This is a genomic window from Paludisphaera borealis, assembly GCF_001956985.1.
In the GTDB taxonomy this organism is placed as follows: domain Bacteria; phylum Planctomycetota; class Planctomycetia; order Isosphaerales; family Isosphaeraceae; genus Paludisphaera; species Paludisphaera borealis.
The window spans coordinates 4,394,917-4,418,091 of record NZ_CP019082.1 but is presented as its reverse complement, the minus strand read 5'-3'; the positions used below and the strand labels follow the sequence as shown (position 1 = coordinate 4,418,091).

General features: G+C 64.6%; 19 protein-coding genes. 8 read left to right on the top strand and 11 right to left on the bottom strand.

The genetic code is table 11. The annotated features are described in order from the left end of the window. The first annotated feature begins 232 nt into the window (after positions 1-232). Positions 233-1,708, top strand: coding sequence for a TonB-dependent receptor (locus tag BSF38_RS17230; protein ID WP_237170499.1), 1,476 nt, complete (start codon positions 233-235; stop codon positions 1,706-1,708). A 297-nt stretch (positions 1,709-2,005) separates the two neighbouring features. Here BSF38_RS17230 and BSF38_RS17225 read toward each other — a convergent pair whose 3' ends face one another. Together BSF38_RS17225 and BSF38_RS17220 are read right to left on the bottom strand one after the other, a co-directional pair. Then, positions 2,006-2,224 (bottom strand): hypothetical protein, encoded by a 219-nt coding sequence (locus tag BSF38_RS17225; RefSeq protein ID WP_076347649.1) that lies wholly within the window; start codon positions 2,222-2,224, stop codon positions 2,006-2,008. A gap of 36 nt (positions 2,225-2,260) precedes the next feature. Next, entirely contained in the window at positions 2,261-3,328 is a 1,068-nt protein-coding gene (locus BSF38_RS17220; protein WP_076347647.1) for a DUF1559 domain-containing protein, read from the bottom strand. Positions 3,329-4,354: 1,026 nt separating this feature from the next. On the opposite strand from BSF38_RS17220, the gene BSF38_RS17215 reads away from it, so the two are divergent. Then, on the top strand, positions 4,355-6,163 hold the full coding sequence (locus BSF38_RS17215; RefSeq protein WP_076347645.1) for a M61 family metallopeptidase: 1,809 nt from the start codon (positions 4,355-4,357) through the stop codon (positions 6,161-6,163). A gap of 42 nt (positions 6,164-6,205) precedes the next feature. Then, positions 6,206-7,156 (top strand): Dyp-type peroxidase, encoded by a 951-nt coding sequence (locus tag BSF38_RS17210; RefSeq protein ID WP_076347643.1) that lies wholly within the window; start codon positions 6,206-6,208, stop codon positions 7,154-7,156. Between the two features lie 63 nt (positions 7,157-7,219). On the opposite strand, the gene BSF38_RS17205 is transcribed toward BSF38_RS17210, so the two are convergent. The 4 genes from BSF38_RS17205 to BSF38_RS17190 all read right to left on the bottom strand — a co-directional run bounded on the left by BSF38_RS17205 (position 7,220) and on the right by BSF38_RS17190 (position 10,797). Next, a complete protein-coding gene (locus BSF38_RS17205) occupies positions 7,220-7,612 on the bottom strand; it encodes a hypothetical protein (protein ID WP_083713021.1) in 393 nt (130 codons plus the stop codon). A gap of 17 nt (positions 7,613-7,629) precedes the next feature. Next, complete coding sequence (locus tag BSF38_RS17200; protein WP_076347641.1) at positions 7,630-8,652, bottom strand: DUF1559 family PulG-like putative transporter; 1,023 nt, start codon at positions 8,650-8,652, stop codon at positions 7,630-7,632. A gap of 199 nt (positions 8,653-8,851) precedes the next feature. Beyond that, positions 8,852-9,880 (bottom strand): DUF1559 family PulG-like putative transporter, encoded by a 1,029-nt coding sequence (locus BSF38_RS17195; protein WP_076347639.1) that lies wholly within the window; start codon positions 9,878-9,880, stop codon positions 8,852-8,854. A 284-nt stretch (positions 9,881-10,164) separates the two neighbouring features. Further along, positions 10,165-10,797: a hypothetical protein gene (locus tag BSF38_RS17190; protein ID WP_076347637.1), complete on the bottom strand. Its 633-nt coding sequence runs from the start codon at positions 10,795-10,797 to the stop codon at positions 10,165-10,167. A 255-nt stretch (positions 10,798-11,052) separates the two neighbouring features. Here BSF38_RS17190 and BSF38_RS17185 point away from each other — a divergent pair, with 255 nt between their 5' ends. Further along, a complete protein-coding gene (locus BSF38_RS17185) occupies positions 11,053-12,384 on the top strand; it encodes an alkaline phosphatase family protein (RefSeq protein WP_237170498.1) in 1,332 nt (443 codons plus the stop codon). Between the two features lie 97 nt (positions 12,385-12,481). Further along, positions 12,482-12,877 (top strand): VOC family protein, encoded by a 396-nt coding sequence (locus tag BSF38_RS17180; protein ID WP_083713020.1) that lies wholly within the window; start codon positions 12,482-12,484, stop codon positions 12,875-12,877. 28 nt (positions 12,878-12,905) lie between these two features. On the opposite strand, the gene BSF38_RS17175 is transcribed toward BSF38_RS17180, so the two are convergent. From BSF38_RS17175 to BSF38_RS30005, 5 genes are all read right to left on the bottom strand, one after another. Then, positions 12,906-14,234, bottom strand: coding sequence for a sigma-70 family RNA polymerase sigma factor (locus tag BSF38_RS17175; protein ID WP_083713019.1), 1,329 nt, complete (start codon positions 14,232-14,234; stop codon positions 12,906-12,908). Positions 14,235-14,414: 180 nt separating this feature from the next. Then, positions 14,415-15,548: an alkaline phosphatase family protein gene (locus BSF38_RS17170; protein WP_083713018.1), complete on the bottom strand. Its 1,134-nt coding sequence runs from the start codon at positions 15,546-15,548 to the stop codon at positions 14,415-14,417. 195 nt (positions 15,549-15,743) lie between these two features. Then, on the bottom strand, positions 15,744-16,610 hold the full coding sequence (locus tag BSF38_RS17165; RefSeq protein ID WP_237170497.1) for a glycosyltransferase family 4 protein: 867 nt from the start codon (positions 16,608-16,610) through the stop codon (positions 15,744-15,746). A 421-nt stretch (positions 16,611-17,031) separates the two neighbouring features. Next, a complete protein-coding gene (locus BSF38_RS17160; protein WP_076347629.1) occupies positions 17,032-17,634 on the bottom strand; it encodes a hypothetical protein in 603 nt (200 codons plus the stop codon). A 234-nt stretch (positions 17,635-17,868) separates the two neighbouring features. After that, positions 17,869-18,429 carry a hypothetical protein gene (locus tag BSF38_RS30005; protein WP_083713016.1) on the bottom strand — a complete coding sequence of 187 codons (561 nt, stop codon included), beginning with the start codon at positions 18,427-18,429 and terminating at the stop codon, positions 17,869-17,871. Between the two features lie 77 nt (positions 18,430-18,506). Between BSF38_RS30005 and BSF38_RS17150 the strand changes: the two genes are divergently transcribed. The 3 genes from BSF38_RS17150 (at position 18,507) to BSF38_RS17135 (ending at position 23,157) form a co-directional block, all read left to right on the top strand. Then, positions 18,507-19,793, top strand: a complete 1,287-nt coding sequence (locus tag BSF38_RS17150) for an IS5 family transposase (protein ID WP_145952187.1) — start codon at positions 18,507-18,509, stop codon at positions 19,791-19,793. Between the two features lie 1,085 nt (positions 19,794-20,878). Further along, on the top strand, positions 20,879-21,757 hold the full coding sequence (locus BSF38_RS17140) for a leucine-rich repeat domain-containing protein (RefSeq protein WP_237170496.1): 879 nt from the start codon (positions 20,879-20,881) through the stop codon (positions 21,755-21,757). A gap of 2 nt (positions 21,758-21,759) precedes the next feature. Continuing rightward, positions 21,760-23,157, top strand: coding sequence for an inorganic phosphate transporter (locus BSF38_RS17135; RefSeq protein ID WP_076347621.1), 1,398 nt, complete (start codon positions 21,760-21,762; stop codon positions 23,155-23,157). The last annotated feature ends 18 nt before the right edge of the window (positions 23,158-23,175 follow it).

The window sequence follows — 23,175 nt, the reverse complement described above, 5'->3', positions numbered from 1 at the left end:
GCCCGAGGGGCCGATACGAGCCCGAAGCGCCAGCAAGTGAACCCGAGCCGGTCTCGGACGATTCACTGGCTGGCGCTTCGGGCTCATTGAGTTGACTCCTGAAGGCTCGCTTCGATTCACTCGCTCACCTCTGGCGGAAGGCTCAGGAACCGCCGACCGGTCGGTCTTGATATAATGCTCGCTCCGCCCGAACGGGGCCGGATGGAGGACGACGCGAAGGATGGAGGCGAGCTTGGATCCGAAGACCGACCGCAAGAATCTGGTGACTCAGCAGAAGGCGTTGGCCATCAACCTGGACCCGCGCAAGTACGGGACGTTCGCCGAGATCGGCGCCGGCCAGGAGGTCGTGCGATGGTTCTTTCAGGTGGGCGGAGCGGCTGGGACGATCGCGAAAAGCATCTCGGCCTATGACATGACCGTCAGCGACGCCATCTACGGCCCCTCGCCCCGCTACGTGTCGCGGGACCGGCTCCAGACGATGCTCGACTACGAGTACGCCCTGCTCCAGGAGCGACTCCAAGACAAGCGCGGGGCGGACACCGACTTCTTCGTCTTCGCCGACACCGTGGCCGCTCGCAACTTCCAAGGGACGAACGAGTGCCACGGCTGGATGGGCATCAAGTATCAGGCGACGCCAGGCGCCGAGCCAAGCCAGATCGTGGCGCACGTGCGGATGCTCGACAAGGACAACGTGGCCCAGCAGCAGGCGTTGGGCATCATCGGCGTCAACCTGATCTACGGCGCGCTCTACCATTTCGCGGCGTCCGACGACCTGATGCATTCCTTGATCGACGACCTCACCGCCGAGCGGATCGAGGTGGACATGATCAAGTTCTCCGGGCCCGAGTTCCGGGGGATCGACCATCGGCTGATGAGCCTGAAACTCGTCCAGCTCGAACTCAGCGACGCCGCGATGTTCTCGGCCACCGGCGAGGTCTTACAGCCTTCCGAGGTTCTCCACAAGAAGCCGATCCTGGTGGAGCGCGGCTCCTTTCGACCGGTCACGCATGTCAACATGGACATGCTCTACTCCGCGCGCCAGCAGTTCCTCAATCACGTCGGCCTGCGCCAGGAAGGGGCAGCCGAGCCGGAGATCGTGACCCTGATGGAACTGACGATGCGCAACCTGCGGTCGACCTGCGGGGAGAACGGCGAGATCGACTACGACGATTTCCTCGCCCGCGCCGACGTGCTGGCCGCGACGGGCGCGACCGTGCTGATCTCGGATTACTTCGAATACTACCGACTGGCCACCTACCTGCGACGCTGCACCAAGCTGCCGATCGGCATCACGATGGGCATACCGAGCCTGATCGACCTGTTCGACGAGCGGTACTACGAGCACCTCGAAGGGGGCATCCTCGAATCGTTCGGGAGACTGTTCCGGAACGATCTCAAGCTCTACGTTTATCCGTTGCTGGACGGAGCGACGCGGCATCTCGTCACCGTGCAGAAGCTCAAGGTCTCCCCGAGTCTCCAGGGGCTCTACGACCACCTCGCGGAGAACGGCTACATCGAGAGCATCGATTTCTACAATCGGGACTACTTGGGGATCTTCTCACGCGACGTCCTGACGAAGATCTGCAACGGCGATCCGTCCTGGGAAACGATGGTGCCCCCGACCGTCGCGAGCCTCATCAAGGAACGCCATTTGTTCGGCTATCGACTACTCGACGCCCCGCCGATCGACGCGAACGCCGCGCCTTGAATCCAGGTTCACGAGTGATCGCAACAGCTTGCCGCCTCTCACGAAACGGCGCGGAAAGAGACGCGATCGCCGCGCGAGTCGTGCGTTCTCGGGCCGGGGAGTCGGGATGGACTCATACCGAATCTCGTGAATCCGTCACCTTTCGCGGGCCGTCTCCCGGCCGGGGACGGCCGATACAAGCTCGAAGCGCCAGCGAGTGAATCTCCCGAGGCGTGGGCGGGTTCACTCGCTGGCGCTTCGATTTTGTATCGTCGGGACTTCCGACCGCCAAGGGTCAGCGATCCAGGCGATTCGGCATCACGGCGTTTTCGTGGCGTACTTGGCGGGGGTCTTCCCCTTCTTGCCCTTCATGAAGTCTTCCATCGCCTGGTTCTGCTTGGCGGCCTCGGCCTTATCGATGGGCGAGGCCACGGTGCCGGGCGCAGGCGCGCTGTCGCAGCCGGCGAGCACAAACAGACCGGACGTCGACAGGACCAGCAGCGGCGCGGAGATCGCGAGAATTCGGAGCGTTCGCATCGGAGCCTCGGTGGAAAATCGGTTCGAACCGAAAGATCAATAGGCGTCGGAGCTGATGACCTCGCCGTTCTCGCGGGTGCCGAGAGCCCACCAGGTCATCCGGGCGACCGAGTCCTTGACGAACCGGACGCTGCCGTCGGACATCAGGGTGTTGGCGCCCCCCGGGTGGAAGCTGCTGGCGCCGACCGACCACGACTGGTCGAGCCCGCAGCCGTCGCAGCCGAACTGGCACGAGCCGAACGGGTACTGACTGTCGTTGGGGACCTGAATCGTCTGGAACAGCGCGTAGGCCCGCGCCCCGAACGCCCAGAGCTGGCCCTTGTTGGAGGCGATGTTCATGTTGTTCTTGAACCCGTCGGCGCAATTCTGCAAGCCCTGGAGGATGATCTTGGGGTTGGTCGAGGCGTCGTACATGACGGCGCCGGGGTCGCTGATCCCGCGCGTGCTGTTGCCGCGAAAACCGTTGCCGACGTTCGCCTTGCCGGTGAGCGACTCGGAGAAGGCGATCGTATTCGACGAGCCGTCGGTGGCGTCCCTGAGCCCGTAGCTCAGGAAGTAGGCGAACATGCCGGTGCTGCCCGTGGGCCGGCAGTTCGGGTTGATCCCTCCCCAGCAGTCGGCGGCCATGAAATCGGTCGTGGTCCCCACCGACGCGAAGTAGTTGTTCAGGTTGGGCTTCAGCGAGTTCGCGTCGGAAGGACAGTTGAACCCGCTGACGACCGTGTTGACCACCGTGCTGTTGATGTAGTAGCAGGGATCGCCGTAGGGATTCACGCCCCACGAGAAGTTGGCGGCGCTGTACAGCGTCTGCTGCTCCAGGTACGGCAAGAGCAGACCGTGGGCGCTCCAGGAACTCCAGATCAGGTCGCTGTCGCCAGGCCAGTCCTTGGGGTTCTTCGACGCCCCCGGCGGAAACGTATTGGTGGCGGTGTGGTAATTGTGCAGCGCCAGCCCGATCTGCTTGAGGTTGTTGGTGCACTGCGACCGCCGGGCCGCCTCACGCGCCGACTGCACCGCCGGCAGCAACAGCGCGATCAAGACCGCGATGATCGCGATCACCACCAGGAGTTCAATCAGTGTGAACCCATGACGCACATGACGCATGAGACTCCCCCTTGCAAACGTTGATGAGATTCAATGAGGACGACGCCGCGACGGACGCGACGTGCAAAACCCGACTCACGGCTCGGCCGCTGTTGTGAATCTTTGCGGTCGTCGCCCATGAAACGAGGCGAGTCTCCCGTTCGTCTCGTCGCAAACCGACGACCCCGCGGCGGCCCGCATCGGCCCCGATGGGAACTCCCAGAACCTGTGGTCGACCTGAAGCCGCCGTCCCGCCGTAATTCGTTGCAGGAGCTGCGCATGAAGAAACATAGAGACTGGCGGCGGCGGCGCGCACGATCGCCTCCGCCCGCACTCGAGGCGACGATGTCTTATTTGTCTAATTGACGGATCGCCAAACTATATTCGCCAGCCGCCCCAAACGGGTCAATGAAAACGAGCGGATTTATTTTAACTTCCTTTGCTCATGAAAGCTTCTTCATAAAGCAGCCCCGTCGGCTCACGCGCCGAGCCTTTGGCAGACGCCCGGCGTCATGAAAATGGGGACTTTTCTCCTGGCGTCACGACCAGGTCCTGTAGAGGCGCCCCTTGTGGGTGCCCGGTTCGTTTCACGTCGACCGCTCACGCTCGGCGATCGGGCGCCCACAAGGGGCGCCCCTACGGCAAACCACAGACTGGGATTTTCATGGCAGCCCGAAGCGCCAGCGAGTGAATCGGCGTTGGGCCGTTCGAACCATTCACTCGCTGGCTCTTCGGGCTCGTAGTCGGCCCCGGACCTGCCTCGCATTTTCATCGGCAGGGCTCGGAGTTCGCAACGCACACTTATTCATTAAACTTCCCCATATTTCAATATTACTAACATCTTGTTCTCGCCCGCGTGCTGCCCGGCTCTGGAATCTCGGCGCGTGATCGCCGCCGGTCGGTTCCCAGTCGGAGTGGGAACTCTTTAGAATAGCCGGGCCTTCTCCTTCACGAAGATCACGACGGTCGGGGGAGCGGCTCCTGAACAGCGAGGGCGGAATGACTCGTTTCGATTCACCAGTTTCAACTCTTCTCTTCGGATTCCTCATGACGATTCTCACGACCACGGAGGGCCGGTCCGCCGAGCCGATCCGCTACGTTCTGCGATTTCCCGCGCCCCAGACGCATTACGTCGAGGTCGAAGCCCGCGTGCCGTCGGCCGGCCGGGCCGAAGTCGAGCTGATGATGCCGGTCTGGACGCCGGGCTCGTACCTGGTGCGCGAGTTCGCCAAGAACATCGACCAGCTCGCCGCGACGACCCCCGACGGCCGGAGCCTGGCGGCGGCGAAGGTCCGCAAGAACCGCTGGAAGGTCGCGACCCAGGGCGCCGCCGAGGTCAAGCTGACGTACCGGGTTTACGGCCGGACGATGTCGGTGCAGTCGAACTGGATCGACGCCTCGTTCGCGATCCTCAACGGCGCGGCGACGTTTTTGACCCTCGCCGACTCGGATCCGCGCCCCCACGAAGTGACGGTCGAGCCGGCCTCGGGGTGGAAGTCGAGCGTCACCAGCCTGCCCGCCGCGGCCGGCGGGACGCCTCACCATTACGCCGCCGCCGATTTCGATGAACTGGTCGACAGCCCGATCTACGCCGGCAACCCGTCGCTGTACGAGTTCGAGGTCGACGGCATCCCCCACGTGTTGCTCAACGAGGCCGAAGGCGGGCTGTGGGACGGCCCTCGGTCGGCCCGCGACGTCGAGACGATCGTCCGCGCCCAGAAGGCGTTCTGGGGCTCGCTGCCTTACAAGAAGTACGTCTTCTTCAACCTCCTCTGCGAGGCCGGCGGCGGGCTCGAGCACAAGAACTCGACGGTCCTGATGGCCAGCCGGTGGGCCACCCGCGCGCGGGCGAGCTACCTGGGCTGGCTCAACCTGGTCAGTCACGAATATTTTCACACGTGGAACGTCAAGCGGCTGCGGCCGGTCGAGCTGGGTCCGTTCGACTACGAGAACGAGGTCCACACGCCGAGCCTATGGGTCGCCGAGGGGATCACCAGCTACTACGACCGCCTCCTGGTCCGTCGCGCCGGCCTTTGCAGCCTCGACGAGTACCTGGCCGGCGACCCGCCCTCGGCCGCCGAGGACAAGACGATCAACGACGTCGAGCGGCTCCAGACCACGCCCGGCCGGCTCGTGCAGCCTCTCGAAGATTCGTCGTACGACGCCTGGATCAAATTCTACCGCCGCGACGAGAACACCCCGAACACGAACGTGAGCTACTACGTGAAGGGGGCGGTCGTCGCCTTCTTGCTCGACGCCAAGATCCGCAAGGCGACCAACGGCGCCAAGAGCCTCGACGACGTCATGCGGCTGGCCTACACGCGCTATTCCGGCCCGAAGGGCTACACCCACGAGCAGTTCCAGGCCACGGCCGCCGAGGTCGCCGGAGTCGATCTCTCGGCGTTCTTCCAGAAGGCGCTCAAGACGACCGACGAACTCGACTACGACGAGGTCTGCGACTGGTTCGGAATCCGGTTCATCAAGGAGAAGGAAGAGAAGAAGCCCAACGGCGCCAAGCCGCCGAAAGCCTGGCTCGGCCTGGCCACGAAGACCGAGGACGGCCGCCTTGTGGTCAGCCAGGTCAAGCGCGGAACGCCCGGCTACGAGGCCGGCTTCAACGTCGGCGACGAGATCCTTGGAGTCGGCGAAGACCGCATCACCGCCGGCCAGTGGGCCAAGCGGATGGATTACTTCCGCCCCGGCGAGAAGGTCTCGGTCCTGATCGCCCGCCGTGACCGCTTCCAGCGTCTCGAAGCCGTCTTCGGCCAGGAGCCCCCGAGAGGCTGGGCCCTCGAAGTCGCCCCCGCCGCCACCGCCGCCCAGAAAGCCCGCCGCAAGGCCTGGCTTGGCGAGTGAGGCTGCCGTCATCGCGTCCCATTGACCTTTTCGGAGTGAAGTATGGAAGCCGTTCCCCTTCCGCAGCCGGTGGACGCACCGCTGACGCGAGCAGCGCTGTTTCTGGTCGCGACCATCAACCCGGGCGTCGATCCTCCCGGGGAGGTGCGCTCCCTCTGCGGCGACCTGGCCTCGCTTGTGCGAGCCGTGGGGTTTCGGGCCGCGGCTCCCAGTCTATCGTGCGTCTTGGGAATCGGGTCAGATGCGTGGGACCGGCTGTTTGGTCAGCCGCGCCCGGCGCAATTGCACCCGTTCCGCGAGATCCGCGCTTCCGGACGCCATGCCGTCGCCACCCCCGGCGATCTCCTGTTCCACATTCGCGCCCAGCATTTTGATCTCTGCTTCGAACTCGCGACTCAAATCATGACGCGCCTCGGAACCGCGGTTGCCGTGGTAGACGAGGTGCATGGTTTTCGCTACTTCGACGCGCGCGATCTCCTGGGATTCGTCGACGGGACCGAGAATCCTTCGGCCCAGGCCGCGATCGACGCCACGCGCATCGGCGAGGAGGACCCGGGGTTCGCCGGCGGAAGCTACGTCATCGTGCAGAAATACCTCCACGATCTGACGGGGTGGAACGCATTGCCCACGGAAACGCAGGAGCGCATCGTCGGCCGCGCCAAGCTTTCGGACATCGAACTGGACGACGCCAGCAAACCGTCCTCGGCGCACAATGTCCTCACGACCATCGTGAAGGACGGCAAGGAGATCAAGATCCTCCGCGACAACATGCCCTTCGGCAACGCGGGGGGCGAGCGCGGCACCTACTTCATCGGCTACAGCCGGTCCCCGGAAACCATCGAGCAAATGCTTGAAAACATGTTCGTGGGAAATCCTCCCGGCAACTACGACCGGCTGTTGGATTTCAGCCGAGCCGTAACAGGCAGCCTTTTCTTCGTACCGTCCGCCACGTTTCTTGACAATGCGACCGCCGAAGGGACAGGGCAAGACTGACGACGGCCGAATCGTCGGATTGCACGTCTCGGCGGCGTCGGATCCGCCGTCCCGGCCCCCGGATCACGGGTCGTTGCGCAGGACCGACACGCCGGGTTCGGCGACGACCTGGAAAGCGGTCGAGAGGGTGCGCGTCTTACGTTTCTTGTCGGTGAGAGTCAGCTCGACGGGGACGTCGACGACGTGAGCCACGGTGGCGGGGGCGTCGCCGATCTTGTAGTCGTCGAGCTTTGCGCCGGCAGCCTGGTCGGGGTCGACGAACCGGATCGGCGGCTGGGCCGTCGCCAGGTCTTTGACCTTGCCCCCCTTCCAAGCGTCGAGGGCCGAGCGGACGTGCTGAAGAGCGTCGTCGTGCGACGGGGCCGAGGCGGAAGCCCCTGCCCCGCCGCAGCCGGCGGCCGTCAGGAGCAGCGCGACGAGCGCGATCGACGACGCGAGGAAATGGAAGCGATGCATCGGTCGATCCTTGTTCGTCAGAAGCTGTCGGCGCTGATGACTTCCCCGCCGGCGACGCTGCCGAGCGCCCGCCAGGTGAAGCCGTTGATCGAATCCTTGACGAACCGAACCGAGCCGTCGCCGAGCATCGCGTTGACGCCGCCGGGGTGGTAGCTTCGGGCCGTGACGGCGGCGAACGACGGCCGGCCTAGCTTCTCGCGGCTGCAATTGATGTCGATATCGGCGTAAATGTTGCCGGGCCCGCCCGGAGTCTTCTTGTTGGGGGGCCAGGCCGTGGTGAGGCCGTTGTGATGGACGCCCGACTCGAACCACTGTGTCCGCCCCTCGTCCAGGCGGATCACGCAGCCGCTCTGGTATTCTGGGACGATCGACTTCGGATCGGCGGTGGGGGGCGGGACGTTGTTCGGGTCGTTGACCTGGCTGAACGTCGGGCAGTCGCGGTAGTACGTCAGGTACGCCTTGCCCTCCGACATGAACAGCGTGTTGCTCGTGCCGTCGGTGAACTCCGCCAGGCTGCGGCTCTGGTTCACGCCGAACGCGCTCCGGTTGCGCATCGGGTTGTCGAACCCTCCCCATACGAACCAATCGCCCTCAACGAATCCATACGTAGCGATCCCGTAGCCGCCTCCAGTGACGATTCGGACCGGCGGCTTGACCTCGCTCGGGCAGATGATGAACGAGATCACGTTCGCCGTCGCCGTCGTGTTCGGCGGCGTCTGCATGTCGACGGCGAAATTGATGTTGTTGAACAGGTTCCCCTGCTCCGAGTACGGCAACACCCGCGCGTACGGCCCCCACGAGTTGGTCCACTGGACCACCTGGCCCTTGCCCTGAATCGTCAGCGCCATCGGCAGGGCGCTGTTGACGCTCAAGTAATTGTGCAGCGCCAGCCCGAGCTGCTTGAGGTTGTTCGTGCACTGGATCCGCCGCGCCGCCTCACGCGCCGACTGCACCGCCGGCAGCAACAGTGCGATCAATACGGCGATGATCGCGATCACCACCAACAACTCGATCAGAGTGAACCCGCGCGAACGTTTCATATCGGTCGGCCCCGAAAGGAGATCACGGCGTTGTGAGCATCAGGGCGTCAGTGCAAACACGGTGCCGTCGTCCCGACCGACGAGCAATCAGGTTCGTGACATGAACTTATGCCTATTCTGAAAATTAATTAAGCTTGCGCCGCGGCTGGACGTTGTCCACGCACGACGGAGGATTGTCCATGGCGGCGTTTGTACGTGGTCAGTACGAGTCGCTGGAGACGACCTCGCCGCCGGCGATGGAGCCGAGGGCGCGCCAGACGGGGCCGGCGATGGTGCTCTTGATGAACCGGGCGCTGCCGTCGCCGAACAGGACGTTGACGCCGCCGGGGTGGTAGCTCCGGGAGGTGATGGCGGCGAAGGTCGGGCCACCGTTTTCGTCATTGACGCCGTTGAGGTCAAGCTCGGCACCGAGGTTGTCCGCCCTGGTCCCGACGATCCGGAAGTTGGGGGGCCAGGCGGATGAGAAGCCGGTGGCGTGGACGTTGCCGTCGGACCATTCGACGTGGAACAGGTTGAAAAACGGGCATGCGCCGTTGTTGTATTCGGGCGCCACGACGCTCGGGGAGGCGGTGGAGGGCGGGACGTTGTTGGGGTCGTTGATCTGCGAGAGTCCGAAGAACTTGCAGTGCGAGGCGGTCTGATATGCCTTGACCTCGGCCGCCATGATCGTATTGCTGAGGCCGTCGGTGATCGCCGCCAGCCGCCGCCCTCGGTTGTGGCTGAACGCGGTCCGGTTGTCCTGCGCGCCGATCCCGCCGAAGACGTACCAGTCGCCCATGCAGAAGCCGTAGTTGATCACGCCCGTGTAACCGTAATCCTTGAGCGCGGGCTCGGGGTGGATTTCGCTCGGGCAGATGAAGAACCCCACCGTCGACGCGACGACCGTCGTGTTCGGGGGCTCCTCTTTCCAGATGCTGAGATTCGCCGCGTTGAACAGGTTGCCCCCCTCCATGTGCGGCAGAATCCGGGCCTGGGCGCTCCAGCCGCTGATCCAGGAGACGACGTTCCCCTTGCCGGCCATCGTCATCGACGGCGGCAGCGTGCCGACGGAACTCTCGTAGTTCGACAGCCCCAAGCCCATCTGCTTGAGGTTGTTGATGCACTGCATCCGCCGCGCCGCCTCGCGGGCCGATTGCACCGCGGGAAGCAGCAAGGCGATCAGAACGGCGATGATCGCGATCACCACCAACAGCTCGATCAGAGTGAATCCGGACGGGTGTTTCTTCATATCGGCGACTCCGGTTCCTTGCGGAATAGTCGTTTAGGCATTGCTTGATTCGAGCCCCCGATACAAGCCCGAAGCGCAAGCGAGTGCATGATTCAGCCGGTCGACGCCGGCCCCGACGAGATTCCCGAGGCGATCGCCTGGCTTACGCATCGGGTTTGTATTTCGATCCAATGAGATGCACTCGCTTGCGCTTCGGGCTTGTATTTAGCTCCAAGGAGATGCACTCGCTTGCGCGTCGGGCTTGTATCTCGATCCATGCGTCGCAGAACGCCATGGCCTTATTGCTATTTCGCCGAGTTTACGGCCTCGGCCTTAAGGTCGTCGAAGTACGACTGCGCGTCGGCCTTGGACCAGACGCCGATGCGGCCGGCGTCGGGGAAGGTCGAGTCTTCAGCGACGAGCAGTTTCTTTCCGTCGAGCCAGCCGGTGATCTCGCGGCCTTGCATCGTGATTTTCAGGGTGTGCCAGTCGCGGTCGCCGGGGGCGTCGGCGTGGTCGAGCTGGGTGCGCTTGCCGTTCTCGACCTTGTAGAGCCGGAGGTTGTCTTCCAGTGGGTTGAACCGCGCGACGTAGTAGTTGTCCTTGTCCTTCGCCCGCCAGACCACGCCGCCCCCCTGGTCGAGCTTGCCGGCTTTCGGCTTCACCCGTACCGAGACGCCGAGGTCCTTCAAGCTCGTCCCCTCGACGAGCGCCACGTTGAACACGCGATTCTCGTTCTCGGCGAGTTGGGCCAAGACGTGGTTGTCACCGTCCAGGGCGACCTCCCAGCGGCCGACCTCGGTGGCGAACCCCTTGGCCGGCTTGCCGACCGCATCGGACTCGAAGTCCCAATCCCCGGCGGGAGCCGCCGCCGCTCCCAACATCACCACCAGCGCCGCCGCGCACAAGCCCCCGCCGAACATGTTCCGGACGCGCATCGAACCGCCTCCCCTCGCCGCCACGAAATCCCGAAATTCCCCAGCGGGCTGCACCCGCGAAGACTCGGACAGTTGTAAGGAAAACTGTAATGGTCGAACCGGGACGTCGCAAGAAGAATCCGAGAGGATTCGGAGAGGATCAGCCCGGGGCTTTCTCGGTGATTCGATGCGCTGTAGGCTTGCGGACGACCGTGCGGCCTCGGCCGTTGTCCACGCAGACGAATTCGACTCGGAGAGTTCTCGATGTTTCGATTGATGAGTGCAGGAATGTTGCTGTTCGCGGCTGTCGGCCAGGCGTCGGCCGCGTCGGACCGGCACGTGGTGGTGATCACGCTCGACGGCTTCCCGGCGTATTATCTGGACGATCCGCAGGTCTCGCTGCCGGTGATCCGTGGGCTCCGCGACGCCGGCGCGTCGACGGTCGAGGGGATGCACGTCTCGAACCCGTCGGTGACCTGGCCGAACCACACGACGCTGATGACCGGCGTGCATCCTGAGAAGCACGGCGTCCTCTACAACGGCGTCCCCAAACGGCACGCGCCGAACAAGCCGACGAGCGTCACGCCGGAGAAGACCCAGGCCGAGCTGGTCCGCGTCCCGCTCCTGTTCGACGTCGTGAAGAAGGCGGGGATGACCTCGGCGGCGATCAACTGGCCGTGCACGTCGGGCTCGGAGAGCATCGACGACAACTTCCCGGACGTCCCCCGCGCGTTCACCCACACGACGCCCCGACTCAAGGCCGAGATCGAGCAGGCCGGGCTGATGGAGAAATTCGAGCGCGGCGGCGGCTCGGGCCATGACCAGGTCTGGACCGAGACCGCGTGCCGGCTGATCCGCGAGCGGCAGCCCCGGCTGCTGGTCCTCCACCTGCTCGAACTCGATTCGACCCACCACCAGCACGGCCCGAACACCCTCCAGGGCCGCGCCGTGGCGTCGACCCTCGACGGCCTGGTCGGCCAAGTGGTCAAGGCGGTCGAGGACGCGGGCTTGCGCGACAAGACGGCAATCTTCGTCACGGCCGATCACGGGTTCATCGCGGTGACCAAGACGCTCCGACCGAACGCCATGCTCCGCAAGGAAGGGCTGATCGAGGTGAAGGACGGCAACATCACTTCGGCACGCGTTCATATTGTTCCGGAAGGGGGGATCGGCATGGTCTACCTGATCGACCCGGCCACCGTCGACCAGGACCGCGCGACCGTCCACCGGCTGTTCGACGGCGCCGAAGGGGTCGCCGCGGTCCTCGATCCCGCCGATTTCGCCCGCTATCACCTGCCGAGCCCTGAAGACCACCCGGGGATGGCCGACATGATCATCGCGGCCAAGGAAGGCTACTCGGTCGGCGGCACGACCAACGGCGATACGCTGATCGCCGAGCACAAGCAGAACGGCTCGCACGGCTACCTGTCGACCGAGCCCAAGATGAACGCCCTGTTCGTGGCCTCGGGCGCCGGGATCAAGCGCGGGGCGAAACTGCCGAGCGTCGAGAACGTCGACGTCGCCCCGACCGCCGCCCACCTGCTGGGCGTCAAACTCGACAACCCCACCGGCCGCGTCCTCGCCGAGTTCGTGGACGAGAGCCGCTGAATGGCGGACCGGGCGGTGCGAAAAATCCTTCTCCCCGCGGGAGAAGTTCTTATTGCTAAATATGTTTCAGAATGGCTACACAAGGAGATCTGAGAGTATGGCCAGCAAGATCAAAACGCATCTGATGTTCGAAGGCGTCGCCGAGGAGGCGATGAACTTCTACGTTTCGCTGTTCGCGAACTCGGCGGTCCAGCACGTCGTGAAATACGGCCCCGGCGAGCATGGAGCGGAGGGCTCGATCAAGATCGCGGCCTTCACGCTGGCCGGGCGGGATTTCCAGTGCATGGACAGCCCGGTGAAACACGGCTTCACGTTCACGCCGTCGATCTCGCTGTTCGTCGATTGCGAGAGCGAGGCCGAGCTCGAAGAAGCCTTCCGGCGGCTCTCGGAAGGCGGGCAGGTCCTCATGCCGCTCGACAACTACGGGTTCAGCAAGCGGTTCGGCTGGGTCAAGGACCGCTTCGGCCCTTCCTGGCAACTGAACCTCGCGTAAACCCGCCGTTGTCTGTTCGGTGGGGCGGCTACCATTTCGCCCACTTGAGGACGAGCATCTCTCGCTGCGAGTCGGGTCTCAGCTCGAAATTCTCGGGGCGATCCATCCCGACGCAGAACTTCAGGGTGTCGCCCTTGAGCTCATAAATCCCGAGTCGGATCGGCTCGAGTTCGTTTTCCTCCATCTTCTCGTTCAGCAAGAACATGCTGATGACCTTAGGGCTCTTGCTCGGGTCGACGGAGATGGAGAAGTTGGTCCCAGGGTCCGAGCCAAGCATCTTCACGATCATCTTGTCGCCCTTGATGACGACCCTGCCTAAGCCCTTGCCCTTCTGCTCGGCGGTGGCGTCGGCCATATCCGTGATCGCCCAGGTCCCTTCGAGCTTCTTCATCTCCTCCTTGGGATCGAGGCCCTGTCGGCGGTCGGCGCCGCCTTGAATCGCCATCCCGCCGAACGTCGACCCGGCCTCCCTGACGCCCTGCGGCGGGCGTGGCGCTTCGGTCAGCGGGCCCTGGCCGATCGCCCCCGCGCCGGCGGCCCCGAGGACCATCAGCGTCGCCAGTGTCGCGGTTGCAATTTTGAGCTTGGATATCAACATCGCTTTCAGCACTCCTTCCGTCAGTGCGGCGACCTTGGCCGAGACGACGACGCCGGCAGCCGCTTTCGTTGTGGATGCGATCAACGACGCCGGCACTCCGGCCGACGCCGAATTCTGAGACAAATGCATCGCCAGTGCGGGGCCCGAGAGCGTCAGGCCGTGGCGGGCCATTCGCCCCGCGAGCATCGCCCTGCCTCTCGACAGCCGTCCCGAGACCGTCCCGATGGGCCATTTGAGTTGCTCGGCCGCTTCCCGGTGGGTCTTCCCTTCGAGGTCGCAGAGGACGATGGGAATCCGGTACTTCTCGGGCAGTCGGCTCAACTCCTGGTCGAGCAACGGCAGAAGATCGTCCCAGGCTTCACGGGGGTCCGCTTCGATCTCGGGCATCTCCGGAACCTGCCTCTCCCTGCCGCGCCGCTTGAACGTCGCCCCCCGCGCCCTTGCGGCGGTCTGGTAGGCGACTCCGTGGAGCCAGTTGCCGACCATCTCCCTTGGCATGATCGAGGACGCCTTGCGGGCGAGGACGAGGAAGGTCGCCTGGAAGGCGTCCTCGGCGTCGTGATGATCCCGCAAGACCCGCCGGCAGACACCCCAGACCATCGCCCCGTGGCGCTCGACGATCGCCTCGAAGACGGCCTCTTCGCGCCGGGCCACGTAGCGTTCCACCAGTTGCCCGTCCGAGAGGCCGCCGAGCGCTCCGGAGGAGAACAGCGACTGGAAGTCCCTGACGATCAACCCGTTCCGACTCGCTATCGACATGGTGTTGCCCCTCCCTGGCGGCCGACGACTCTCGGTCTACACTGACTATTCCCCGATCGAGGCCGATTTCATACAACTTTTCTCCCGGGCCGTCCGTCCCTGGGCTTCGAAATGACGAAGGGCGGTCGTGGAGGAGCGATTCGCCCCACGGCCGCCCCGCGCGTTCACGTTGGATTCGCGTCACTCGGCGACGGCGACGGGGGCGATGACGGTGGGGATGACGGGGCCGGCCTTGGGCTGAAAGGCGTTGTAGTCCTCGCCAACGAGGGCGGCGATGGTCGCGGCGATCTGGTTCTGGTCGGCCTTCGGAAGCGGCTTGCCGTCGCTCGGCGGGGTGTCGGGGCCGAGGACGCCGATCCAGATCCGCTCGGCGCCCTTGACCTTCGCGCCGTGGCTTTTCCAATCGACGGGCGCGTCGCCGCGGCCGTGGTCGGCGGTGAGGATGATCGTGGTCTGGTCGCGGTATTCAGGCAGCGACTGCACGGTCTCCCAGAGCGTCTTGACGTACTGGTCGAACTTGTTCGCCGACCGCAAGTAGTGGTCGTACTGGCCGGCGTGGGCGAACTCGTCGGTCTCGCCGAAGCCCACGAACATCACGCGGGGACGCTCCCGCTTGAGGTGCTCGTGCGCCGCGAAGAAGGTGAACGAGTCGTAAGCGCAGTCACTCCAGAGCCGGTGCGTGTTGGCGATCACGTCGCCGAGCAGTTTTTCCTGGGGCGTGAGGTTCGGGCCGGTGGGGGGCTCCCAGCAGGCGACGATTTTGAGCTTGCTGCGCTCGCGGTTGAGGATGGCCGTGAAGCGGTTCCACGAGCCGAACGCGGCAACCTTGTCGCGGAACGCGTCCTTGTTGTTGAGCCACTCGAAGACCGTGACGTTGGGGTTGGGGAAATCGTCGTTGCTGTCGATCCGGGGGTCGCCGTAGCCGGCGAAAACCTCGTTGTAGCCCGGGTACGAGAAATTCATCCCGTTGGTGACCTTGCTCTCGCTGCCGACGTCGCCGAACAGCCGGCCCTGCTTGGCGACCACGTTGGTGATGAACGGCAAGAGCGCCTCGCGGCGCTCGGCGGGGGTCGCCTGGCCGAACGTGCGGTTCAGGCCGTCGACGTCCGACACGCCGCCGTCCTTCTTGCTGATCAGCGAAAGCTCGGCGCCGCCGAAGACTTCCTGCCACCGCAGGCCGTCGCTGATCACCAAGATCACGTTCTTCGTCTTTGTCGGCGCCTTCGCCCGCGCGGCCTCGGGCTCGTCGCTCCACGCCCGAGCCGCCGGCCCAGCAATCGCCACAGCCGCGATCATCCAACGAAGCATGTGCATCAGTATTTTCCAGTGAATCGAGGAGTGAATCATTCGGGTGTGACGCGCGACTCATCGACGTCGCGCGTTCCGGCTGCGAGGGGGCGGCCGGAACTCCATTGGACTCGATCCCCTGGGCGAGTTCAACGCAACGGCCGGTGAAGAATCGGGGTGTCTTGGGCGGAGGCGGAGACGACCCGGATCATCGCGGCGGATTCAATTCAAAGGTCTCCCGCCGGCTCGGACCTCGTTGAAGAACCTCGCGTAACGAGGCTCAAGCACGGCGGGGGCCCAACGATCGGCCTCGGCGAGTCCCCGGCGCGCGAGGTCGTCGCACGCGCCGGCGTCGTCCCAGAGGCGGATGATCGCATCGACCCAGGGGTCGACCTCCTCGGCGGAAGGTAGTTCGCGCGTGAACGGCGTGAGCCGTTCCGGGAGCGGCAGGACGACGCCGGCCGCGCCGAGGGTTTCGGGGAGGGCGCCCCGGTCGCCGGCGACGACGGGAACGCCGTTGATCATCGCCTCCACAGCGACCAGCCCCTGGCTCTCCCGGCAGAGCGATGGGACCAGGCACAGTCGCGTCACGCCCCAGAACTCACGCGGGTCGCGGGTGTTGTCCATCAGGTTGACGTTGCCGTGAACCCGCAGATCGATCCCGCAGTCGGCAAGAGTGCGCTCCGAGCCCCGCCCCTCCACGACCAGAAGCGGAATGTCCGGCCTCCGCCGGCCGAGTTCGTCGGCGATCCGTGCGAAGACATAGACCCCCTTTTCATACGACGGGTTGACGAAAGTGACATACCTCGGCTCGGGGGCCGTCGCGCGGACGCGGTCGAAATCGACGAGGCACGGTAAGACCGTACAGTCCAACCCGAGGGACGTCCGGTAGTGATCCGCCGCGAACCGCGAAGGGACGATCACGGCGTCCGCGGTCGTGAACGGGTAGGCGTCGGGATAGCTCAGATTGTGCAGGGCGAAGACGACGGCGACGCCCCGCGCGGGCGGTGGCCCGCAGCCGGTGCGCCAGGAAATCCCCGCCGTAGTTGACCACGACGTCGGGGCGGAACCGCTCCAGCACGGCCTCATACAGCGCAAGGAACTCCTCGCACTCGATGTCGTCCGCAATCTGGGACTGGGCGGCCGCGCTTCGATGGAGGTTGACCGGAACATCGCGAACGGCACCCCGAAAAGAGAGAGGCGCGTTCGCCCGCAATCCACGAGCGTCCACCGAAAAGGAAGTGCGGTCGGGCACCTGGAAGGCGATCCCGCGCTCGGCGAGCCAGTCGGCGGGTTGCACGCCCGAGTGAAGTTCGGTCCCAGCGCCGGTGACGACCTCGACCGCAAACCCCGACCGGGCCAACGCCTCCATCATCGCGCGGCTGGCCACGGCCGCGCCGTTGGAGTTGTCGAGATAACAAGCCCGTGAGGCGAATAGAATCCGTCTGATGGATGACACTCCTGGAATCCGCGTGTTCTCGCCCTTGCTCGACGGTACTGACGATCACGATCAATCAGGCGATGACGGGCCATAGATGGTGGAGCGGCCCGGTGCCCCCGAAGGCGAAGGCGACACGGCTTTCCCGGCCGCGTTTGACTTGGCTCCCCCAGCCGCGTTTGTCTTGAGTGTCCGCAAGACTTCAGGATCGACCCACCACGGGAGGGGGTACATGAACCCCTCGGACGGCACCGGCGCCAGGAAGGATTCGGACGCGCGACGGAATTCCTCCGACATCCGGGCGTGGAACGCGACCCTCTCCTCGAGCCGCCGGACGCGCTCGCCCTGGGCGTCGACCGCCGCCGTCCACTCGGAATGCGGGCCGGAGAACGGGTGGAACGTGTCCGATCGGAGTTCATCGGGTAGGATCCGCCGCATGTCGATCTCGGGATGGGCGAGAAAGCCGGGCAAGTAATGCGCTGCTTGTTTGTAGAGGAACGCTTCGTTCGAGACTGCGGACTTAAGGTATTCGGCTTCGCCGCGGTGATAATCAGCCAGGGCTCCGTAGGTCGGACTTCGGACGTGCCAGAGCCAGACCCTCGCGGCAGCCCAGCAGAGCAGGCCCGAGGCCGCGACCATCACGAGGCACGTCCGCAGCTTGATGCGCAGCTTCATATCAAAATCCCGAAATCCTCCAGCATGTCGCTACAACGGCTTCTTGTTGTTCCAATCTTGGAGATACGTCTGACTGTTGCCGGTCCACGTGGGAAGAAGCTCGGTGACGATCTCTGCTGTCCCGGCCCCCACCGAACCCGGAGTTAGAGTCTCGGCCCCTGTCCAATTCGCCGGGTTGGTAGGGTCTTGACCGTTACCTACGTAGGTCCTCTCGCCGTGTAGGTTCCAGATCATCTAGCCCAGCGAGATCCAAATGCCCCCTTCCGGGCGGAAGACCAGTCTCGTGGTGAAGGTCACATTTTCACGGAACATGGTCGGGTAATTCAAAGCATTGCCGAGACCGGAGAACGCGAGCATCGGGGTGTCGTTAATATAGTCTACAGGCAGGGAGGCATAGGGCGGCCGAGCGAAGGGTAGGTTCTGCGTTTCATTGGCGAACAAATTGAAGGATCTATCTCTGATCATAATAGCAAGCGGGTCGTTTTGGTTCAGCCCATTCCAGTCCAGGACCGTGGGCGATGTCTCGGTGATGGTGGGCGTGCCCAAGTATTTCTGCATCAAATCCATCGAAACAGTCTGAATAAAGGCGAATCCCCCCTCGAACTGATGGGTCGTGACGGAGGCGTTGAAGTAGACCCCGGGGTTGGTCTGGTTGAAGCCGATCAGTTGTTGGTTATTGCCGCCGACAAATTGTCCGAATTTCAGGGGATTGTACGTCATGCTCAGGGACGAGACGTCGGGCTTCTCGACCGAGACGTCGAAAGCCACCGACGCCGCGCCTTGCGCGTAGTACACCTGGACGTCAATATGATGATTCCCTGCTCTGTAGAAAACCCGTGAACCGTCGTCCACTGGCGGTCGTAGAATGACATGTGACTACGAGCAAATCACCACTGCGGGTGTTCCAGGTCGCCTACGAGGCGGCTTGTCGCGCCCTTCCGGCGCACCGCCACCAGTTCAGCCCCAAGAAGTTCACCCAGCCTCAACTTCTGGCCTGCCTGGTGCTCAAGGAGTTCCTCCGCCTCGACTACCGCGGGTTGGCGGCGCATCTGGCGGACCAGGCCGACCTCCGGGACCGGATCGGGCTGACGGTCGTCCCGCACTTCACCACGTTTCAGAAGGCCGCACAGCGGTTGCTGGCCTCGGTCCCCGGCCGCCGGATGTTCGACGCCGTGCTCGATCGTGCGAGGGAGGACGGCACGCTGAAGCGCCGCGTCCCGTTGGCGGCCGTCGACGGCACGGGGATGGAGTCGCGGCACGTCAGCCGCTACTACGCCAAGCGTCGCTCCGCCGGAGACTCCGACCCCGCCAGGACTTACGCGCACTATCCCAAGGTCGTCTTCGTGGTCGACTGCCGGAGCCATATGATCCTCTCGGCGGTCCCGGGGCGTGGCCCGGCGTCGGATCTGGTGCAGTTCGGCCGGGCCTGGACCCAGGCCGTGCGCCGCGCCCGGATCGACACGCTGCTGGCCGACGCCGACTTCGACGCCGAACGGGTCCACCGGGCCGTCCGGTCGCACGGCGTGCGGACGATCATCCCGCCGAAGCGGGGCCGGCCGACCGACAAGCCCCCCACGGGCTGGTGGCGGCGGGTGATGAAACAGCGTTTCGCCGGGCTCAAACGCAAGTACGGTCAACGGTGGCAGGTGGAGACGGTGAACTCGATGCTCAAGCGGCGCTTGGGCTCGGCCCTCCGCGCGCGGAAGCATCCGACCCAGTGCCGCGAGATCGTCCTTCGGGCCATTACCCATAACGTCATGATTGTGCGACTACGGGTTTTCTACAGAGCAATGATTCCCCGTCGTCTCGTCCCAAAAGAAGGTCAATTGGTCGACCGTGCTATTCAATTGTTGCGTGGCTGGATCCGCCGGATGCGTCAGGGGGCTGGGCAAGCGAGGCGACTGGCCCGCCGAGAGGCCCCAGGCTTGAGTCTGGACCGCGCCTTGGACGGTATACGTGACCGACCGAATCTTCTCATCAATTGGAGTCCAGATATTGATGGCCGCCGCGCCACCGACGGCCGCGTAGTAATGCCCGTGTCCGTCGGACGACCCGCCGCTGAGCATCACGTTGGGGACAGGCGGGCCCCCGCTGCCGCCGCCGCTGCCACCAGACGGCGTCATGAGAGCGGAATTCGGTTCCGAACCGAGTGCGAGTGACGGTGCCAGCGACATCGGGCGAATGCCGCCGCTGAGAGTGCCAACGACTGGGGCTGTCGCGACCGGCGCGGGCGGCGCTGTCGTGTTAGGCGATCGGCCCGCTATCGTCTTCGACCGAGACGGCGATGACGGATGGGTAACCGTCGCTCCCGCTTGCGGCGCCGTGGAGATCGACGCCTTGTTATGGAGCCTCATGGCCGGCGTGAACGCGGCCGACCGTGCCGAGGCATTCACGAAGATGACCATGTTGACTTCGGGCGCCGGAGAGAAGGCATGCCGATTCGCGACAGTCGGTGACACCGAATTCATAACGGTCGGTAATAGTGCGGAGCCCTGGCCGCGTGGAAGACGTTGGGGCTCCCGAGCCTGGGATGAGAGGGCTCTCACCGCCAGACGAGCAGGCGCGGCGGGCTTGGTCGAGGGTCTTGCCGAATCGTCCCCATCGACACGCGAGTGAGCCCAACGCCCCCCCCACAACCGTTGCGAGTCCTGGTGCCAATGAGGAGACCGGCACCAAGCTTTCGAGAAGATCCGCCAGGGGGCGAAACGTGCGGCGGCCACGGGAGGGGCGGTTGCGCATGGGTTGCCTCGTCATAGGGAAAGCCGGCATGGTGCTCGGTCTGTCGAGTTTAAAAATCCTTGTCGGGTCATCTCCGGCTTGTCAATCTTATTTTTTTAAGACACTGCCCGCCATCTTTGGAGCTTTCACTCACCGAGAGTGCCGGCGGCCCGTCGGTCTGGCCTCGCCGCCGCCGCTCGCGTATCCTCGGAAGGGTGCGGACGAGGCAAAGGCCGATTCCCATCTCCCCCCGAGGAGAAGGTGGCCGAAGGCTGGACAAGGGTCCTCCCGCGATACTTGGATCCGAATACGAGCCCGAAGCGCCCGCGAGTGAATCGCCTCGCGAACTTTGGCGAGTCCGGAACCAGCCCCCAGAACCATGCACTCGCTGGCGCTTCGGGCTTGTATTCCGAGGGCGTCGGAATAACCCTGTTTCAACGACCGTCCGCAACCCGCGAGTGAACCGCCCTGGTAATTTCCCGCCTCTCCCGCCCGGGAGAATCCCGTTCAACCGACGGAGCAATCGATGATGATCGGATATCCGATTCGCAGGATGATCGGCGTGGCCGCCCTGGCGACCGCCGCGCAACTCGGCTCGACTCGGGCCGAGGAGCCCAAGCCAGCCCCTGCTCCCGCACCGGCCCCGGCCGCGTCGCCGTTCCCGGACAAGAATCTCGAAGCCGCGGTCCGCGCGGTTTTGAAGCACGAGCCCAACGTCGCGCTGACCGACGAGAAGCTTCAGAACGTCTACATCCTCGAAGCGGTCGGCAAGGAGATCAAGGACCTGACCGGCCTCGAAAAGTGCAAGAACCTGGCTCTCTTGCGGCTGTCGAAGAACAAGGTCGCCGACCTCAAAGCGCTCAAGGACCTGAAGAACCTCGAATCGCTCGATCTGGCCGACAACGAGGTCGTCGACCTCGCCCCGCTGAAGGAATTCAAGGGGCTCCAGTACCTTGAGCTGTCGAACAACAAAATCGTCGATCTCGCGCCGCTCGGGGGTCTTACGAGCCTGAGCGCGTTATACTTGGGCGGCAATCAGATCAAGGAAGTCGGCCCGCTCGCGCCTCTGGTGAAGCTCGCCTCGCTGTCGCTGGGCAAGAATCAGATCAAGGATGTGAGCGTGCTGGAGAAGCTGACCAAGCTGTCGACGCTCGACCTCCGCGAGAACCAGATCGAGAACGTCGGGCCGCTGGCCAAGCAGACCGAGATCAAGCTGCTCCTGATCGAACGCAACAAGATCAAGGATCTGGCGCCCCTGGTCGACGCCGCCAAGGCCGACGCTTCGGGCCCCAAGCTGTTCGCTCCCTATTTACGGCTCTACCTGGACGGCAATCCGCTGTCCGATTCGAGCCGGGCCGCACAACTGGAGGCCCTCAAGGCGGCCGGCGTCCGCATTGAAGGGTGATTATGACCGATCTCTACGAGGCGGTTCGCGGGCTCGACCCGTCTCGCGCGGCCGTTCTGGCGGTCGCCCTGGCGATCGCCTTCGGCTTCGAAGTCGTCAACGGCTTTCATGACACGGCTAACGCCGTGACGACGGTCATATACACCCGCACGCTCAGGGCGACGCCGGCCGTGCTGTTCTCGGGCGTCTGCAACTTCCTGGGCGTGCTGCTGGGGGGGACGACGATCGCGTTCAGCATCGTCCACCTCTTGCCGGTCGACCTCCTGATCGACGCCGCCTCGAAATCGGCGGTCCTCATGGTGCTGGCGCTCTTGACCGCCGGCATCACCTGGAACCTGCTGACCTGGTGGTTCGGGATTCCCGTCTCCAGCTCGCACACTCTCATCGGCGCCATTTTAGGCGTCGGCCTGGCCAACGGCGTGATGAGCGGCGAGGGGCTGGGGACGGGCGTGAACTGGGAGAAGGCCGGCGAGGTCGCCGTGGCCCTGCTGATCTCGCCCGTGATCGGCTTCGCGGCGGCGGCGGCTTTGCTGCTGGTCGCCAAGCGGTGGATACCGGATCCCAAGCTCTACGCGCCTCCCCCCGAAGACCCCGACGACCGCCCCCCGTGGTGGATTCGCGCGTCCCTGATGACCACCTGCGGCGGCGTCAGCTTGGCGCACGGTTCGAACGACGGCCAGAAGGGGATGGGCCTGATCATGCTCGTCCTGATCGGCCTCTTGCCGACGGGCTTCGCCCTCGACCTGAACACCAAGCACGGGGCCGACGACGCCCGCGCCGCCGCCGAGCGGCTCAAAACCGCGCTCCAGACCCGGGGCTCGTCGGCGTATCAGCCGGAAATCGATGAACTGGACGCGATCCTGGCGAAGCTCGAAGGCAAATCGTCGCTCCGCGAGGTCGCCCCCGACGACCGCATCCAGCTCCGCTCGGCCCTCTTCCACCTCGACCGCCGCCTCGCCGAGTTCAAACGCCTGGAGAAGCCGAATCAGGCCGAAAGCCTCGACGCCCCCCGCCGCCAGCTTCGCCGCGCGACCGAGTACGTCCCCTACTGGGTGGTCGTCGGCGTGGCGCTCTGTCTGGGGGTGGGGACGACCGTCGGCTACCAGCGGATCGTCACGACCGTCGCCGAGAAGATCGGCAAATCCCACCTGACCTACGCCCAGGGCGCCAGCGCCGAGATCGTGGCGATGGCGACGATCGGCCTGGCGAACTTCGTCAGCCTGCCGGTCAGCACCACCCAGGTGCTCTCCTCCGGCGTGGCCGGAACCATGTGGGCCAACAAGTCGGGCGTCCAGCGCGCCACGGCCCGCAACATCATCCTGGCCTGGCTGCTCACCTTCCCCTGCTCGATGCTCGCCTCCGCCTGGATCTTCGTCTTCGGCCGCCTCGCCCTGGGATGAGCCAGGGCGGAGGCGCCG

Coding starts and splice junctions, on each gene's coding strand:
- BSF38_RS17205 (WP_083713021.1), bottom strand. CDS start 7,612: ATGCATCGCTTCCATTTCCTCGCGTCGTCGATCGCGCTCGTCGCGCTG.
- BSF38_RS17200 (WP_076347641.1), bottom strand. CDS start 8,652: ATGAAACGTTCGCGCGGGTTCACTCTGATCGAGTTGTTGGTGGTGATC.
- BSF38_RS17175 (WP_083713019.1), bottom strand. CDS start 14,234: ATGTCGATAGCGAGTCGGAACGGGTTGATCGTCAGGGACTTCCAGTCG.
- BSF38_RS17215 (WP_076347645.1), top strand. CDS start 4,355: ATGACGATTCTCACGACCACGGAGGGCCGGTCCGCCGAGCCGATCCGC.
- BSF38_RS17165 (WP_237170497.1), bottom strand. CDS start 16,610: ATGAGGCCGTGCTGGAGCGGTTCCGCCCCGACGTCGTGGTCAACTACG.
- BSF38_RS17140 (WP_237170496.1), top strand. CDS start 20,879: ATGATGATCGGATATCCGATTCGCAGGATGATCGGCGTGGCCGCCCTG.
- BSF38_RS17210 (WP_076347643.1), top strand. CDS start 6,206: ATGGAAGCCGTTCCCCTTCCGCAGCCGGTGGACGCACCGCTGACGCGA.
- BSF38_RS17180 (WP_083713020.1), top strand. CDS start 12,482: ATGGCCAGCAAGATCAAAACGCATCTGATGTTCGAAGGCGTCGCCGAG.
- BSF38_RS17225 (WP_076347649.1), bottom strand. CDS start 2,224: ATGCGAACGCTCCGAATTCTCGCGATCTCCGCGCCGCTGCTGGTCCTG.
- BSF38_RS17135 (WP_076347621.1), top strand. CDS start 21,760: ATGACCGATCTCTACGAGGCGGTTCGCGGGCTCGACCCGTCTCGCGCG.
- BSF38_RS17220 (WP_076347647.1), bottom strand. CDS start 3,328: ATGCGTCATGTGCGTCATGGGTTCACACTGATTGAACTCCTGGTGGTG.
- BSF38_RS17195 (WP_076347639.1), bottom strand. CDS start 9,880: ATGAAGAAACACCCGTCCGGATTCACTCTGATCGAGCTGTTGGTGGTG.
- BSF38_RS17190 (WP_076347637.1), bottom strand. CDS start 10,797: ATGCGCGTCCGGAACATGTTCGGCGGGGGCTTGTGCGCGGCGGCGCTG.
- BSF38_RS17170 (WP_083713018.1), bottom strand. CDS start 15,548: ATGCACATGCTTCGTTGGATGATCGCGGCTGTGGCGATTGCTGGGCCG.
- BSF38_RS17160 (WP_076347629.1), bottom strand. CDS start 17,634: ATGAAGCTGCGCATCAAGCTGCGGACGTGCCTCGTGATGGTCGCGGCC.
- BSF38_RS17185 (WP_237170498.1), top strand. CDS start 11,053: ATGAGTGCAGGAATGTTGCTGTTCGCGGCTGTCGGCCAGGCGTCGGCC.